Raw genomic sequence first — 14,736 nt, forward strand, 5'->3', positions numbered from 1 at the left:
AGGGGGCGTAACCCAGAGCACTCCGCGCCCGGGAATGGCTAGGATGGTGCCAAGCCGTAAGCGGTCTATTTGAGGGTCATCCACCCACAGACGAAACTCAGCAGAGGAGCCAGCATGCCCATTGCAACCCCAGAGATCTACGCCGAGATGATCGACCGTGCGAAGGCGGGCGGATTCGCCTTCCCCGCCGTCAACGTCACGTCCTCGCAGACGCTGAACGCGGCACTGCGTGGCTTCGCGGAAGCAGAGTCCGACGGCATCGTGCAGGTCTCCACCGGCGGTGCCGCCTACTGGTCCGGCGCCTCCACCAAGGACATGGTTGCCGGTTCCCTGGGCTTCGCCGCCTTCGCCCGCGAAGTGGCCAAGAACTACGGCGTGAACATCGCCCTGCACACCGACCACTGCCCCAAGGACAAGCTGGACGGTTTCGTCCTGCCCCTGCTGGAAGCCTCAGAGGCTGAGGTCAAGGCCGGCCGCAACCCGCTGTTCAACTCCCACATGTGGGACGGCTCCGCCGAGACCCTGCAGGAAAACCTGAAGATCGCCCGCGACCTGCTGGCCCGCACCGCTGCCGCCAAGATGATCCTCGAGGTGGAGATCGGCACCGTGGGCGGCGAGGAAGACGGCGTTGAAAACGCCATCAACGACAAGCTCTACACCACGGTGGAGGACGCCCTGGCCACCATCGACGCCCTCGGCGCCGGTGAAAACGGCCGCTACATCACGGCCCTGACCTTCGGAAACGTGCACGGCGTGTACAAGCCCGGCGGCGTCAAGCTCCGCCCGGAGATCCTCAAGGACATCCAGGCGCAGGTGGGTGCCAAGATCGGCAAGGACAACCCGTTCGACCTCGTGTTCCACGGCGGCTCCGGCTCCTCCGACCAGGAAATCGCCGACGCCGTTTCCTACGGCGTAATCAAGATGAACATCGACACGGACACCCAGTACGCCTACACGCGTCCGGTAGCTGACCACATGTTCAAGAACTACGACGGTGTCCTGAAGGTCGACGGCGAAGTGGGCAACAAGAAGACTTACGACCCCCGTGTCTGGGGCGCCTCCGCCGAAGCCGGCCTGGCAGCCCGCGTGGTCGAAGCCACCAAGCAGCTCGGTTCGGCCGGAAAGACCTTCTAGATGTCGGACGAGTTCCGCCGGAACCTGATGGGGCCGGAGCCCACGCTCCTGCCCGCCGAAACCGAGGTGTACGGGCAACTTGAGGCCGGCCACGAGCCCCTGGACCTGGTGGCGAAGCACCCCACGTCCTCGCTGCTCTGGGCCGTGCTCGCTGAGGAGGCGTGGACGGAGGGCCGGACCATCGACTCCTACGCCTACGCCCGGGTTGGGTACCACCGGGGCCTGGATGCACTGCGCCGCAACGGCTGGCGCGGCGTGGGTCCCATCCCGTGGGAGCACGAGCCCAACCGCGGGTTCCTGCGGGCCCTCTATTCCCTGGGCAGGGCTTCGTCGGCCATCGGCGAGGCTGACGAGCCGGAGCGGATCGAGAAGTTCCTCAACGACTCCGATCCCACAGCCAAGGCAGCCATCGAGGGCAAGTAGGTCCCCGGGCACATAAACAACGACGGCGGGTGGTCACCTTTTCTTGTGAAAGGTGACCACCCGCCGTCGTGTGTTTGAAACTGCTGGCTAGGCCTTGCGGGCGATGCCCGTGCGGGCCATGGCGTCGGCGTAGGCCGCGCGCATGTCCTCGAGGTACTCCTCCTGGCGCGCCGGGGAACCGGCGAACGCGCGGCCACTCAGTGACCGGACCTTGTAGGTCTTCAGGCCACGGCGCCACAGCAGGGGCACCTCGGTCTTCAGCAGCAGGTTGGCCAGGCGGTTGGCCTCGGTGCCGTGTGCCACGATGACCGAGGCGCGGGGCACCAGTGCCAGGAACTTCAGCAGCGGCTTCAGGCCCGCCTGGATCTGGTCAGGAGTGAACTTGCCGTTGGCTTCGCCGGGGACGTGCCAGGGGTGGACGTTCCACGGCATCACGAACTCGGGGCGCAGGCCCAGCTTCCACTGAAGGCCAAGCATGCGGGTGGCGGCATCCTGGTCCCCGGCAGTGATGAACCCCGACGGGTCCACCTCAGCGATATTGGAGAACAGGCTGATGATGCGGCATTCCTCGACGTCATGCATGGGGTCCACGTAGGGGACCACGGTGCCGGGCTTGGCCTCCTGCAGGGAATCACACAGCTCGTTAACGGCGGCAACGCTGGGTTCGTAGCGGCGGCTCATGAGCTGTTCGTGGAATGTTTCGGGTGCCAGGGCTGTCATGAAGTGCTGGTTCTCCTGCGGGGATTGGCGTTGCTGCCGCCACAGAAATGGGCACGCGGGGGCGCGACCATCAGCGGCGGTTGATTGGGGTGGACCGATTCCTGGTCGGCCTTACCCAGTTTAGCAAGCCCCGGGAAACGAAACGCCGGTCCCGTGCACCTGATTCAGTCAGCGCACGGAACCGGCGGTTTCCCGGTCCGCCTCCCGCAGCTACCAGAGGCGGCTGGTGGCCCGGCGCGCACCCTCGCCGAGGGCCTCCAGCTTGGCGAAGGCGATCTGCGGGTGGACCCGGCCGCCCAGGCCGCAGTCGGTGGAGGCAATGACGTTCCCGCGGCCCACGACATCGGCAAAGCGGACAATGCGGTCTGCCACCAGGTCGGGGTGTTCCACCACGTTGGTGGCGTGCGACACGACGCCCGGGATGATCACCTTGCCCTCGGGGAGCTTGGTGTCCTCCCATACCCGCCATTCGTGTTCGTGGCGGACGTTGGCCGCTTCGAAGGAGTACGCGCCGGCGTTAACCTGCAGCACCGATCCGATGATGTCTGCGAAGGGGATGTCCGTGGTGTGCGGGCCGTGCCAGGAACCCCAGCAGACGTGCAGCCGGATCTGTTCCTGCGGGAGGTCCCGCAGGGCCCAGTTGGTGGCCTCGACGCGCAGCTGGATGAACTTCACGTAGTCCTCCAGGGATGGTTCGGGGTTGATCTGGTCCCAGCTTTCGGCCAGGGAAGGATCGTCGAGCTGCACGGTGAGGCCGGCATCGATGATGGCCTTGTATTCCTCCCGCATGGCGTCGGCGCAGGCGTAGACGAGTTCCTCATCCGACGTGTAGTACTCGTTGGCCACGCGGGCGCATGAGCCGGGGGAGAGGGATGCGACGAAGCCGTCCGAGAGGCCTGCGGCGGCGAGGCCCTTCTTCAGGTTCCTGATGTCCGAGGCCACCAGGTCCTGGCCCGTGTAGGTCAGGGGGCCGGTGATCTTGGGCTGGGTGACGCTCTTGCGGTGCGACAGGATTCCCGAAGAGGGATCGTTGTAGGCCTCGTTGAAGGCCTGCCTGTCCCGCCGGTCCGGGAAGGAGGTCAGGACGATGTTGCCGGGGGACGAACGGTGCACCTGCGCATCGGCCCAGCGGTCCACGTTGGTCGGTTCCAGGCCGCCGAGCCGTGCGAAGGAGTAGTTCCACCAGGCGCCGTAGTCCACCGAGCTGGACATCGTGTGCCCGTATTCGCCGTCGTTGGGAATGTCGATGCCGAGGTCCTTCTGGCGCTGGACCACGTCCACCACGGAGGACTCCAGGAGTTCCAGGAACTCGGGGGTGACGCCGTCGGTTTCCTTGGCGGCGTTGGCCGCGATCAGTTCCGGGGTGCGGGGCAAGGATCCCGCGTGGGTGACGCGGATGTGGTCGGTGTTCAGGGACATGCTGGAATCTTCCTTTCCATCGGTCCTGGCAGTAGCACCTTCGGCCGGCAGGAATGCTGCTGGACCGTGGTTGCTGCGGCGTCATCGAGCCAGGTCTCTCGGCCGCTCCGGATGGTTCACTCTCACATAAATCCAGATGCCTCCCTTTGGGCAAGTCGGCTCCGCTTTATGTCGCGGCGGCCTGTCGTGGCCACGCTTGCTCCCGGGAATCGAAAGCTGTCAGCATGCCGCTGCATGGGACACGCTCGCCGAACTGACGTCCCGGGCTGCCGGGGAGGCTGAGGACCATAGCACCAGGGTGCACGCCACGGTCCTTGCACAGAAAGGGCCGCGGCGGGCAAAAACAATGGACAAAGTGCCCTATCGGCTAAACTTGGGTGGTAAGAGCCCCGGAACTCTTGCTTCGTTGCGCCGTGCTGCGGCTGTGCGAAGGCCGGTATGTTCGGGGCATTCTCATGAACGGCGCTGCATAGGCCTGCCACCTGGTGGCCGGAACCGGGCGGCCCCGAACGAATGGGGGAGGATCCCATGCCAGCAATTGTGATCGTAGGAGCCCAGTGGGGCGACGAAGGAAAAGGCAAGGCCACCGACCTGCTGGGCGGCCGTGTTGACTACGTCGTCAAGCCCAACGGCGGCAACAACGCCGGGCACACCGTCGTCGTAGGCGGTGAAAAGTACGAACTCAAGCTGCTGCCGGCAGGCATTCTCAGCCCCAACGCCGTTCCCATTATCGGCAACGGCTGCGTGGTGAACCTTGAGGCCCTCTTCCAGGAAATCGACGGGCTGCAGGCGCGCGGCGCCGACACCTCGAAACTCCGGGTCTCCGCCAATGCCCACCTGGTGGCCCCGTACCACCAGGTACTGGACAAGGTCACCGAACGCTTCCTGGGCAGCCGGGCCATTGGCACCACCGGCCGCGGCATCGGCCCCGCCTACATGGACAAGGTGGCCCGGCTGGGCATCCGCGTGCAGGATGTCTTCGACGAGTCCATCCTTCGCCAGAAGGTGGAAGGCTCGCTCCGCCAGAAGAACGAACTCCTGGTCAAGGTCTACAACCGCCGCAGCGTCGTGGTGGACGAGATCGTGGAGTACTTCCTGTCCTTCGCCGAGCGGCTCCGCCCGCTGGTCATCGACAGCACACTGGTCCTGAACTCCGCCCTGGACGAGGGCAAGGTAGTGCTGATGGAGGGCGGCCAGGCAACGTTCCTGGACGTGGACCACGGCACCTACCCGTTCGTGACCTCCTCCAACCCCACCGCCGGCGGCGCGTCGGTTGGTTCCGGCATCGGCCCCACCCGGATCTCGCGCTCCATCGGCATCATCAAGGCCTACACCACCCGCGTTGGTGCCGGCCCGTTCCCCACGGAACTGTTCGACGAGATGGGCATGTACCTGCAGAAGACCGGCGGCGAGTTTGGCGTCAACACCGGCCGGCCGCGCCGCTGCGGCTGGTACGACGCCGTCCTGGCCCGCCACGCTTCCCGCGTCAACGGCTTCACTGACTACTTCGTCACCAAGCTGGACGTCCTCACCGGCATCGAGCAGATCCCGGTATGTGTGGCCTACGACGTGGACGGTGTCCGGCATGACGAGATGCCCATGACGCAGACCGAGTTCCACCACGCCAAACCGATCTTCGAGTACTTCGACGGCTGGACCGAGGACATCACGGGCGCCCGCACGCTGGCGGACCTTCCCGAGAACGCCCGCAACTACGTGCTGGCGCTGGAGAAGCTCTCCGGAACCCGCTTCTCCGCCATCGGCGTTGGCCCGGACCGGGACCAGACCATCGTGGTGAACGACCTCATCAACGACTGATGTGTGGGCCCCGCCGGCTAGGGAGCGGGCGGGGATTACGACGGCGGCAGGCCACCTTTGCGGGTGGCCTGCCGCTTTTCTTTGGGCGCGGCAGCGCAAATTTACACAGGCTTAACGCGACCGGCCTTGTGAGGCTTCCGGTGCCGCGGCCAGACTCGTCTGTACCACCTGGTGCCCAAGGAAGGATCGTCATGGCCGGAAAATTTGAAGCATTCGTTGACGCTGAGTCGTTTTTCCGGTTCCGCCTCCTGGCGCCGGATGGGGCCGTGATCGCCGTCTCCGGCCCTTTTGAGGACAAGGCCGCTGTGGCGGCAGGGATCGCTGCCGTGCGTGAATGTGCCGGGACGGGCTTGGTCACCGACCTGTGTCCCGCCGGAGCCGTTGCCCGTCCCGCGGCTGTACCCGTTTCGGTTGCTGCCGCTGCTCCGGTGGAGCAGCCCGCCGCCGTCGTACCTGTGTGCGGCGAGGAACGCACGCCCTCCAGCCCGCACGCCTTTGCACTGGCAGATGCGCTGCGCCGGCATGCAACGGCACCGCGGTGGAGCAGGGCAGCAGTCCGCTGAAAGACTTTCAAAAGTTTTCTCGAAAACGCGTAACCCTCCGGAGGCCTGGAGCGATTACCCCTATGTAGCGCCGGCCTGGAACCTGTCCCCCATCACGTTCCAGGCCGGCTCTTTCATCTTTCCGCAAGGGTGGCTGCCCATGCTGCGCCCGTCACTGGCCCGGGTCCGTGGCGCTTCGGGCTGCGCGGTTACTGGAGGGTAAAGTAAGGGCAGCGTTCAGGATGTACTGGGCGCTCGCCTTGCCACCACCCTTCTTGACGGAAAGCACCACGTCAGTGACCGATGCACAGACAGACGAGGCTCCGGACCAGCCATTGTCCGGGACTGCTGCCTTCAGCCTCGTCTACAAGACATACGCATCACAGGTACTGGGCTATCTCACGGCCCGGGGAGTCGAGGATCCGGAGGCCGCCATGCAGGAAGTGTTCGTTTCCGTGTTGCCCCGGCTCGATACAGTGCGCGGAGGAGAATCCGGGCTAAGGACCTTTATCTTCTCCGTGGCCCACGCCCGCATGGTGGACGACCATCGCCGCCAAAGCCGGACTCCCGTCAAGCTGTCCTTCGAACCCGAGCTCGACCAGCGCCAGGACACTTCGGCGGAGAAGGAAGCCCTGCAGCGCATCTCGCCCCAAGAGGTCCTTGCGCTGCTGGACGGCTTGCCCCAGGACCAGCGCGACGTGCTGTCGCTGCGCCTGATAGGAGGCCTCACGGTGGAACAAACGGCGGAGGCCATGGAAAAGAGCGCCGGTTCGGTGAAGCAGCTTCAGCGCCGCGCATTGCTCAAACTCCGGGAACTTGCCGCAGTGAAGGAGTACCTCGCGCCATGACATCCGTCCCGGACAACCTCGCCACCATCATTGACGACATGCTGCTGGATGCCGGCTTTGAACAGGATGCGGACCTTCGCGGCGCCCTGCTCTCACTGGGCGCCCTGGCATCACTGCCCGCGCCTGCGCCCGCAGGGGAACTTGCCGCGCTGCTCGCAGCCGGGGGACCTTCACCGTTGGAATGCCCGGCTCCAGCCGGGGAGCCGGGCGAGGAAGCAGCTGAAGAGGCAGCCGAACAGCCCGGTGGAAAGCCCGATGCGCAGCCTGAGGACGAGCTGGCGCGCCGCCGCCGGCGGCACCGCCCCACCGCGCTGGGCCTGGTGCTGGTGGCCGGGATGGGGCTGGGGGTGGGCGGCGTAGCCGCCAGCTCCACACCTGCCGGAAGCAGCGCCGTGGAGTACCTGCTGGAGGATTGGGCGCCTTGGAGCAGTACGGCCGGCGGGGCACCGACGGCAGGCTCTGGTTACCGTGCGCCGCAGGTGGCAGCGGATGGGGAACTCGCCGCTGCTGGTTCGCCTGCTGCGCCCGCCGGGACCGTGGATGCCGCAAACCTTGCCTCCCGCCTCCTTCAGGATCCTGCCGGCTCGCGCCGCGGGGAGTATGCGCGTACCGGTACCCCGCCCTGCGCCGGTCCGGTCAAACCCGAGGCCGCCGCCGGCACGGGAACGTGCACGCCGGCGGCTCCCGGGGCTGTTGCGCAGGGCAACGGAGCGGGCAGCGGCAAGGAAGTCCCCGGGGCTGTGGCGGAAGGGACGCCGGCGCGGCCAGGGGCCGCAGGGTCGGCGAAGGATGGACTCCAAGCGGCAACCGCCGCGCCGGACGCCGCGGATGCAGCGGGCGAGGTGCAGAAGGCAGCCGGCTCCGCGGTCAATGCAACGCCCGCGCAGGCGCAATCCGGCTCCCAGGGGGCAGGACAGGGAGCAGGCCCAAAGCCCACGTCTCCGGCAAAATAACCGCCAGACAGCAACAGCGGGCCCGTTGGACGGACCCGCTGTTGTCTTATCCCGTTTCCCGTCAGGCCATGACCTGGCGCTTGGACGAAATCACGCCGGTGTCGAAGCCGGCCAGGTGGAGTCCGCCGTGGAAGCGCGCATGCTCGATCTTCACGCAGCGGTCCATAACCACGTTGAGCCCGGCCTCTTCCGCGCCTGCTGCGACGCCTTCGTGCCAGGACCCCAGCTGCAGCCAGAGCGTTTTGGCGCCGGCGGCCACTGCCTCGTCAAGGACGCCTGGAAGGTCGTCGTGCTTGCGGAACACGTCCACAATGTCCGGGCTTTCCGGCAGGTCCGCCAGGGAGGCATAGGTGGGCTGGCCCAGGATCTCCTTGACTACCGGGTTGACGAAGTACACCTTATAGCGGGTGGAGGACAGCAGATAGGTGGCCACAAAGTAGCTGGCCCGGGACGGCTTATCCGAGGCGCCAACAATGGCAATGGACTTCGCCTGGCGAAGCAGGGAGAGCCGTTCAGGCGCTGACGGGCCGGACCAGGTACGTTCGGCGGTGCTCATGCGTTTGCTCCGATCGTGCAGGCGTCTGCCGGTTCTTCAATGACGACGGCGTCCGGGGCCGCCACGCTGGACGCTTCGGTGAGCGCCTGGTCCAGGTCCCACAGAATGTCCTCAATATCCTCAAGGCCCACCGAGATGCGGACCAGGTCCTCCGGCACGCCCGCGGATTCCAGCTGCGCCGGGCTCAGCTGCTGATGCGTGGTGGAGCCCGGGTGGATCACCAGGGTCCGCGAGTCGCCCACGTTGGCAAGGTGTGAGGCGAGCTGCAGCGATTCGATGAATTTCTGCCCTGCAGCACGCCCGCCCTTGACCCCGAAGGAGAAGACCGATCCGGGGCCCAGCGGCAGGTACTTCCGGGCCCGCTCGAAGTGCGGGTGCGAGGGAAGGCCGGAGTAGTTGACGTAGGCCACCCGGTCATCGTTTTCCAGCCACTCGGCTACGGCCCGCGCGTTCTTCAGGTGCTCATCCAGCCGCTGCGGCAGGGTTTCGACGCCCTGGAGCAGCTGGAACGCCGACTGCGGCGACAGGGCCGGGCCAATGTCACGCAGCTGCTCGCTGCGCAGCTTGGTGAGGAACCCGTATTCGCCGAAGTTGCCCCACCAGGAGACGTTTCCGTAGGAAGCCACTGGCTCGGTCATGGTGGGGAAATTGCCGTTGCCCCAGTTGAAGCGGCCGCTTTCCACCACGACGCCGCCCAGGGTGGTGCCGTGGCCGCCCAGGAACTTGGTGGCGGAGTGGATCACGATGTCGGCGCCGTGTTCGATGGGCCGCACGAGGTACGGCGTGCTCAAGGTGGCATCGACTACCAAGGGGATCCCGGCGTCGTGCGCCACCTTCGCCAGCCCCGCAAGGTCCTGGACCTCCGACGACGGGTTCCCCACCACCTCCACGAAGATCGCCTTGGTGTTGTCCCGGACCGCCGCGGCATAGTCGGCGGGGTCGGTGCCGGGAACGAAGGTGGTGTCCACGCCGAAGCGGCGCAGGGTCACGTCCAGCTGGGTCACGGTGCCGCCGTACAGCTGCGAAGCGGCCACGATGTGGTCGCCCGCCTGGGTCAGCGCGGCGAAGGTGATGAACTCCGCGGCCATGCCCGACGACGTCGCAACCGCTCCGATGCCGCCTTCCAGGGACGCGATGCGCTCCTCGAAGGCCGCGACCGTGGGGTTGCCGATGCGGGAGTAGATGTTGCCGTACTTCTGCAGGGCGAACAGGTTGGCGGCGTCATTGGTGTCCTTGAAGACAAAAGACGTGGTCTGGTAAATCGGGACGGCGCGGGCCCCGTGCTCGGCGTCGGGGGTGCCGCCGGCGTGCAGGGCGCGGGTGCGGAAACCGAAGGTGCGTTCAGCCATCAGACGGCCACCGCCTGGGCGGCTACGGGAGTGGTTGAGAGGTCCAGCTCGGTGCCGTTCTTCCGTGCCAGGTCGGCTTCCAGTTCGCGGACGATCGGCAGGATGTCCCGGCCGAACGCGGCCACTTCCTCCTGGAAGTGCAGGTAGCAGGTGAGGAACAGGTTCACGCCGATCTTCTTGTACTCGACGATCCGTTCGGCAATCTGCTCCGGGGTGCCGATCAGCTGGGTCTTGAAGCCGTCGTTGTACTGGATCAGGTCCTCGAAGGTGGAGTCGGCCCACATGCCCTTGCCGTCCTTGGTGGACGCGCCGGCTTCCTGCACCGCGTCCCGGAAGCCCTGCACGGCGGGCTTGTGCGCCTTTTCCACTATCTCGCGGAGGGTGTCTCTGGCTTCTTTCTCGGAGTCGCGGGCGATGACGAAACCGTTCAGGCCGAACCGGGGTGCGGCCAGCTGTCCCGCAGTGCCGCGGCGGGCCTCACCGGCCGAGGCGACCACGCCGGCGATGTTGTCTTTGAAGCCCTCCAGGTCCTTGCCGTTGGAGAAGTACCAGTCCGCCACGCGGCCCGCGGTGGCCTGGGCCGCCGTCGAGTTGCCGCCGAAGAAGATCTCGGGGTGGGCGCGGCCCGGCACGTCCACCGGGGAGGGGTTCAGGGTGAAGTCGGTGATGTTGTAGTACTTGCCGGACTGGTTGTATTCCTGCTCGGTCCACAGGCCGCGCAGGACGTTGATGAATTCCTCCGTGCGGACGTAGCGCTCGTCGTGCTCCAGCCACTCCAGGCCGAAGTTGGTGAACTCGCTTTTCAGCCAGCCGGAGACGATGTTCACCGCGGCACGGCCGTTGGAGATGTGGTCGGCCGTGATGATGTACTTCGCCAGGACGCCGGGGTGCCACATGCCGGGATGGACGGCGGCGATCACCTTGAGCCGCTCGGTGGCGGCCAGCAGGGCCAGGCTGAACGAGGTGGCCTCGTGCTGCTTGTCCGCCCCGTAGGAGGCCGCGTAGCGGGTCTGGGTCAGGGCGTACTCAAAGCCGGATTCCTCGGCGATGCGGGCCAGCTTCTTGTTGTAGTCGAAGTCCCAGCCGGTGCGCTGTTCGATGGTGGATACCACCAGGCCGCCGGAGACGTTGGGAACCCAGTAGGCGAATTTGAGCGGTTCTGAGAGTCGGGCGACGTTGCTGATCTCGGTCATGAATTTTCCTTTGCTAGGGCCCGCTGGTGCAGGACTTGCTGGATGCCGGCGATAGCCGGTTCGTTCTGGAGGGAGGTGGTGTCACCCAGGGTTGTTCCTTCGAACAGCTGGGTGAGCAGCCGGCGCATGATCTTGCCGCTGCGGGTTTTGGGAACATCGGGGACCACGACGACGTCGCGCGGCTTGGCGATCGGGCCGATCTCCTTGGCCACGTGGTTCCGGAGAGCCTCGGTTGTTGAGCTTGTCGAAACCCCGGCCTTCACGACGACGAAGGCAACCACGGCGTGCCCTGTTTTGGGGTCCGCCACCGGGCAGACGCCGGCCTCCACGACGTCCGGGTGCGACACCAGGGCGGATTCGATTTCGATGGTGGAGAGCAGGTGGCCGGAGACGTTGAGGGTGTCGTCCACCCGGCCCAGGATCCAGATGTCGCCGTCGGCGTCGTATTTGGCGCCGTCGCCGGCCAGGAACCAGCCCTGGTCCGCGTACTTGCTCCAGTAGGAGTCGAAGTAGCGCCGCGGATTGCCCCAGACGGTGCGCGCGATGGCGGGCCCGGGGGAGTCAACCACGATGTTTCCCTGGACGCCCGGGGCAACTGTTGTGCCGGCGTCGTCCACGATCCTTGTGCTGACCCCGGGAAGCGGGCGGGCTGCGCAGCCGGGCTTGAAGGTTGTGTCCGTCGGCGCGGGGGAGAGGATGGTGGCGCCGGTTTCGGACTGCCACCACGTGTCCACCACGGGTGCGGTGCCGGCGCCGACGTTATCCCGCAGCCAGCGCCATGCCTCCGGGTTGACCGCTTCTCCCACGGTGCCCAGCAGACGGATGGAGGAGAGGTCGTAGGTGTCCGGGACGCCGTCGGGGAACCAGCCCATGAGGGACCTGACCAGCGTGGGCGCGGTGTAGTACTGGGTGACGCCGTAGCGTTCGATGATCTCGAAGTGCCGCCCGGGATGCGGCGTGTTGGGAGTGCCCTCGAAGATCACTTGCGTCACGCCGTTGGAGAGCGGGCCGTAGATCTCGTAGGTGTGGGCCGTGACCCAGGCAAGGTCCGCGGTGCACCAGTGCACGTCCTGGTCACGCAAGGCCGGGTCCGGGTTGCTGAACAGGTGCTCGAAGCTCCACGAGGCCTGCGTCAGGTAGCCGCCGGAGGTGTGCACCAGGCCCTTGGGCTTGCCGGTGGTGCCGGAGGTGTACATGATGAACAGCGGCGTCTCGGCGTCGAACGACTCCGGCTCGTGGACGTCAGGGGCGTTTCCGACGACGTCATGCCACCACACGTCGCGGCCTGCAGTCATGGGGACGGTAGCCAGCTCGGCGGCCGGGGTGGTGCGGTTGACCACCACGACGTGCTCGATTGCGTTCTCGCCGGACACGGCGGCGTCAGCATTGTCCTTCACCGGGACGGCGACGCCGCGGCGGAACTGCCCGTCGGTGGTGACCAGGAGCTTGGCGCCGGTGTCCTCCACCCGGAACTTCAGCGCTTCCGCGGAAAACCCGCCGAACACCAGGGAATGGATGGCGCCGATCCGAGCCACGGCCAGCGTGATGATGATTGTCTCGGGAATGACGGGGAGATAGATGACCACCCGGTCGCCCTTGGTGATGCCCAGGGCCAGGAGCGCATTGGCTGCCTTGGACACCTCGCGCTGGAGTTCGGCGTACGTGATGGACCTGCTGTCGCCCGGCTCGCCTTCGAAGAGGAGGGCCACCTTGGCGCCGCGGCCGGCCGCGACGTGGCGGTCCACGCAGTTGGCGGCCACATTGAGCCGTCCGCCCTCAAACCAGGTGATGCCCGGTCCGCGGCCGGCTTCAGGGTCCGCCGGATTCCAGCGGTGCGCAGTGTGCCACGGGGTGTCCCAGTCCAGGCGCAACGCCTGCTGCTCCCAGAAGGCAACGTTGTCCGGGTGCACCCCCGCGTTCAGGTCCATCGTTTCAGAGGCGCTCAAGCCCATCGTTTCACTCCATCGGTCCTGGCGGTAGCACCCGACGGAGGCAGCGTTCCGGAAAAGCCAGTTCCGGATATCCGTTGCTGCGGTCCTTGCTATCGCCGGGGCGTTGGGGCGCGTCCGGCGACCAGGGTTGCTGCGGCGTCATTGATCCAGGTCTCTCGGCCGCTCGGGATGGTCAAAGACCACTACACAGCAATGAATCGGCGAGAGCAAACTATCGCGTCCGCCGCGTAATATTCATTCACAGCGTCCATCGGCGCCCCGGATCATTCTTTTATTCGATCCGCTGTGACTTCAGGTATGGAGCGTAGGCTGATCCCATGGGCCACACGAACGATCCTGCAGTCATTGAACGGCTTATGCGAACCAAGGGCCGGTGGGCCATCGTGGGCCTGACCACCAATGAGTGGCGCTCAGCCTACGATGTTTCGCTGTTGATCCGCGACCGGCTGGGCATGGACATCATCCCCGTCAACCTGCCCGGCGATGCTGTCCACGGCGAACCGGGGTACCGCACCCTGGCCGACATTCCGGCGGAAAAGCAGCCCATCGACGTCGTGGATTGCTTTGTGAATTCGCAGAAGGTGGGCAGCGTGGTTGACCAGGCCATTGCCGTCGGTGCCAAGGCCGTGTGGCTGCAGCTGGGCGTCATTGATGAGGCGGCGGCGGAGCGCGCCAAGGCGGCCGGCCTCGATGTGGTGATGAACGTCTGCCCTGCCCAGATCGCCTGGAAGTACGGGCTTTAGCGCTCCCCTAACCCCGGCGCTTCAGCAATTCAGGATAATGCCGTTCGGTGACATCCGGGTGCGCACGCATGCGCCCCTTAAGCATGTTCAGGCCGAACGATGCCAGCAGCGGGTTGGCGGGATCGTCCGTGATGCCGCGGGCAGCCGCTTTCAGCTCAGGCGCCAGGGGGACCGGCTCGATGACAGCGTCCAGCCGCGGCGACCAGAAGAACGGCACCGAGTAGCGGTCAACCCCCGGCGGCGGGGCCTGGACACGGTGGATGGTGGCCGCCAGATAACCCTCGGTGGCCACTTCCAGCATCTCGCCCAGGTTCACCACCAGGGCGCCCGGTAGGGGCTCCACCTGCAGCCATTCGCTGGTACCGGGCGGCAGCACTTCAAGGCCGCCCACATCGTCCTGCAGCAGGAGCGTCACGAACCCGTAATCGGCGTGGGATCCGACGCCCTGGTCGCCGGCGGCTTCCACCACACCGCCCACGTAGTGCACCAGCTTGCCCATCCACGCCGGGGTGTCCCGGAAGGGTTCGTCGAAGTAGTCCTCCGGCAGCTGCAGCGAAACCGCGATGGCCCGCAGCAGCTCCATCCCTACCTCTGACATGAGGTCCGCCCACTCCATGGCGGCAGGCCTGAGTTCGGGGAACGCTTCGTCCGGCCAGAGGTTGGGCCCCTGCAGCAGCCAGAACGGCTGGTCCTCCGGGTAGTCCGCCACCGGTCCGCGCTCCGGGGAATAGTCGATCTGCTCCCTCGCATCCGCCCGGCCCTGGGTCACTTCCGTTCCCATGCGGGTGTATCCACGGAAGTGCGGCGACAGCCGGTTGTCCAGCTTCATCCGCTCCTCAAGCGGCAGGCTGAAGAAGCGCCGCACCAGGTCCAGGAGCTCTTCGGCTTGGCCCGGACGGCCGCCGTAGCCGGTGATTTGGAAGAAACCCACATCGTGGGTGGCGTGCCGCAGCTGCTCGATGAACTCCGGGCTGAAGGGCCCATAAGGCTGCCGTGCCGAACTCAGATCCAGAACAGGTATGGCTCCCTGGTCACGTGACATCCTCGCAGACTAGCACCGTGCAGGTCCGCTTTATAGGCTTCCTT

The 14,736-nt window shown here is 66.2% G+C and carries 14 protein-coding genes and 1 riboswitch; of the genes, 7 read left to right on the forward strand and 7 right to left on the reverse strand.

What is annotated here, in order from left to right; all coding sequences use genetic code 11:
• Window positions 1–114: 114 nt before the first annotated feature.
• Entirely contained in the window at window positions 115–1,134 is a 1,020-nt protein-coding gene (gene fbaA, locus ACTHQS_RS13740; protein WP_141158310.1) for a class II fructose-bisphosphate aldolase, read from the forward strand.
• Window positions 1,135–1,557 (forward strand): DUF3151 domain-containing protein, encoded by a 423-nt coding sequence (locus ACTHQS_RS13745; RefSeq protein ID WP_440169852.1) that lies wholly within the window; start codon window positions 1,135–1,137, stop codon window positions 1,555–1,557.
• An 87-nt stretch (window positions 1,558–1,644) separates the two neighbouring features.
• Here ACTHQS_RS13745 and ACTHQS_RS13750 read toward each other — a convergent pair whose 3' ends face one another.
• The gene (locus ACTHQS_RS13750) at window positions 1,645–2,277 is read right to left on the reverse strand and encodes a uracil-DNA glycosylase (RefSeq protein WP_440169855.1); all 633 of its coding nucleotides are present in this window, start codon (window positions 2,275–2,277) and stop codon (window positions 1,645–1,647) included.
• Between the two features lie 210 nt (window positions 2,278–2,487).
• Entirely contained in the window at window positions 2,488–3,696 is a 1,209-nt protein-coding gene (locus ACTHQS_RS13755; RefSeq protein ID WP_440169858.1) for a cobalamin-independent methionine synthase II family protein, read from the reverse strand.
• A gap of 13 nt (window positions 3,697–3,709) precedes the next feature.
• Window positions 3,710–3,814, reverse strand: a riboswitch (SAM riboswitch).
• 410 nt (window positions 3,815–4,224) lie between these two features.
• On the opposite strand from ACTHQS_RS13755, the gene ACTHQS_RS13760 reads away from it, so the two are divergent.
• From ACTHQS_RS13760 to ACTHQS_RS13775, 4 genes are all read left to right on the forward strand, one after another.
• Window positions 4,225–5,514, forward strand: coding sequence for an adenylosuccinate synthase (locus ACTHQS_RS13760; RefSeq protein ID WP_175319083.1), 1,290 nt, complete (start codon window positions 4,225–4,227; stop codon window positions 5,512–5,514).
• 191 nt (window positions 5,515–5,705) lie between these two features.
• A complete protein-coding gene (locus tag ACTHQS_RS13765; RefSeq protein ID WP_440169861.1) occupies window positions 5,706–6,077 on the forward strand; it encodes a YegP family protein in 372 nt (123 codons plus the stop codon).
• A 275-nt stretch (window positions 6,078–6,352) separates the two neighbouring features.
• Window positions 6,353–6,904 carry an RNA polymerase sigma factor gene (locus ACTHQS_RS13770; RefSeq protein ID WP_440169864.1) on the forward strand — a complete coding sequence of 184 codons (552 nt, stop codon included), beginning with the start codon at window positions 6,353–6,355 and terminating at the stop codon, window positions 6,902–6,904.
• The gene (locus ACTHQS_RS13775; protein WP_440169867.1) at window positions 6,901–7,857 is read left to right on the forward strand and encodes a hypothetical protein; all 957 of its coding nucleotides are present in this window, start codon (window positions 6,901–6,903) and stop codon (window positions 7,855–7,857) included. Before ACTHQS_RS13770 ends, ACTHQS_RS13775 begins: the two co-directional genes overlap by 4 nt.
• 61 nt (window positions 7,858–7,918) lie before the next feature.
• On the opposite strand, the gene ACTHQS_RS13780 is transcribed toward ACTHQS_RS13775, so the two are convergent.
• The 4 genes from ACTHQS_RS13780 to acs are packed head-to-tail and all read right to left on the reverse strand — an operon-like array spanning window position 7,919 to window position 12,976.
• Window positions 7,919–8,413 carry a CoA-binding protein gene (locus tag ACTHQS_RS13780; protein WP_440169870.1) on the reverse strand — a complete coding sequence of 165 codons (495 nt, stop codon included), beginning with the start codon at window positions 8,411–8,413 and terminating at the stop codon, window positions 7,919–7,921.
• A complete protein-coding gene (locus ACTHQS_RS13785) occupies window positions 8,410–9,762 on the reverse strand; it encodes an O-acetylhomoserine aminocarboxypropyltransferase/cysteine synthase family protein (RefSeq protein WP_440169873.1) in 1,353 nt (450 codons plus the stop codon). The genes ACTHQS_RS13780 and ACTHQS_RS13785 overlap by 4 nt, the downstream gene beginning before the upstream one ends.
• Entirely contained in the window at window positions 9,762–10,955 is a 1,194-nt protein-coding gene (gene sfnG / locus ACTHQS_RS13790; RefSeq protein WP_440169875.1) for a dimethylsulfone monooxygenase SfnG, read from the reverse strand. Before sfnG ends, ACTHQS_RS13785 begins: the two co-directional genes overlap by 1 nt.
• The gene (gene acs, locus ACTHQS_RS13795; protein ID WP_440170135.1) at window positions 10,952–12,976 is read right to left on the reverse strand and encodes an acetate--CoA ligase; all 2,025 of its coding nucleotides are present in this window, start codon (window positions 12,974–12,976) and stop codon (window positions 10,952–10,954) included. Before acs ends, sfnG begins: the two co-directional genes overlap by 4 nt.
• Window positions 12,977–13,224: 248 nt before the next feature.
• Between acs and ACTHQS_RS13800 the strand changes: the two genes are divergently transcribed.
• Window positions 13,225–13,650, forward strand: coding sequence for a CoA-binding protein (locus ACTHQS_RS13800; RefSeq protein WP_440169878.1), 426 nt, complete (start codon window positions 13,225–13,227; stop codon window positions 13,648–13,650).
• A gap of 7 nt (window positions 13,651–13,657) precedes the next feature.
• Here the strand turns inward: ACTHQS_RS13800 and ACTHQS_RS13805 are convergent, their stop codons facing one another.
• Complete coding sequence (locus ACTHQS_RS13805) at window positions 13,658–14,692, reverse strand: isopenicillin N synthase family dioxygenase (RefSeq protein ID WP_440169880.1); 1,035 nt, start codon at window positions 14,690–14,692, stop codon at window positions 13,658–13,660.
• Window positions 14,693–14,736: the final 44 nt, after the last annotated feature.

The organism is Arthrobacter sp. SAFR-044, assembly GCF_051965175.1.
GTDB lineage: Bacteria > Actinomycetota > Actinomycetes > Actinomycetales > Micrococcaceae > Arthrobacter.

Bases quoted from the DNA above. Each gene is read 5' to 3' on its own strand.
- ACTHQS_RS13760 (WP_175319083.1), top strand. From the start codon at position 4,225: ATGCCAGCAATTGTGATCGTAGGAGCCCAGTGGGGCGACGAAGGAAAA.
- ACTHQS_RS13785 (WP_440169873.1), bottom strand. From the start codon at position 9,762: ATGGCTGAACGCACCTTCGGTTTCCGCACCCGCGCCCTGCACGCCGGC.
- ACTHQS_RS13745 (WP_440169852.1), top strand. From the start codon at position 1,135: ATGTCGGACGAGTTCCGCCGGAACCTGATGGGGCCGGAGCCCACGCTC.
- ACTHQS_RS13780 (WP_440169870.1), bottom strand. From the start codon at position 8,413: ATGAGCACCGCCGAACGTACCTGGTCCGGCCCGTCAGCGCCTGAACGG.
- sfnG (WP_440169875.1), bottom strand. From the start codon at position 10,955: ATGACCGAGATCAGCAACGTCGCCCGACTCTCAGAACCGCTCAAATTC.
- ACTHQS_RS13775 (WP_440169867.1), top strand. From the start codon at position 6,901: ATGACATCCGTCCCGGACAACCTCGCCACCATCATTGACGACATGCTG.
- ACTHQS_RS13800 (WP_440169878.1), top strand. From the start codon at position 13,225: ATGGGCCACACGAACGATCCTGCAGTCATTGAACGGCTTATGCGAACC.
- ACTHQS_RS13750 (WP_440169855.1), bottom strand. From the start codon at position 2,277: ATGACAGCCCTGGCACCCGAAACATTCCACGAACAGCTCATGAGCCGC.
- ACTHQS_RS13755 (WP_440169858.1), bottom strand. From the start codon at position 3,696: ATGTCCCTGAACACCGACCACATCCGCGTCACCCACGCGGGATCCTTG.
- ACTHQS_RS13805 (WP_440169880.1), bottom strand. From the start codon at position 14,692: ATGTCACGTGACCAGGGAGCCATACCTGTTCTGGATCTGAGTTCGGCA.
- ACTHQS_RS13765 (WP_440169861.1), top strand. From the start codon at position 5,706: ATGGCCGGAAAATTTGAAGCATTCGTTGACGCTGAGTCGTTTTTCCGG.
- fbaA (WP_141158310.1), top strand. From the start codon at position 115: ATGCCCATTGCAACCCCAGAGATCTACGCCGAGATGATCGACCGTGCG.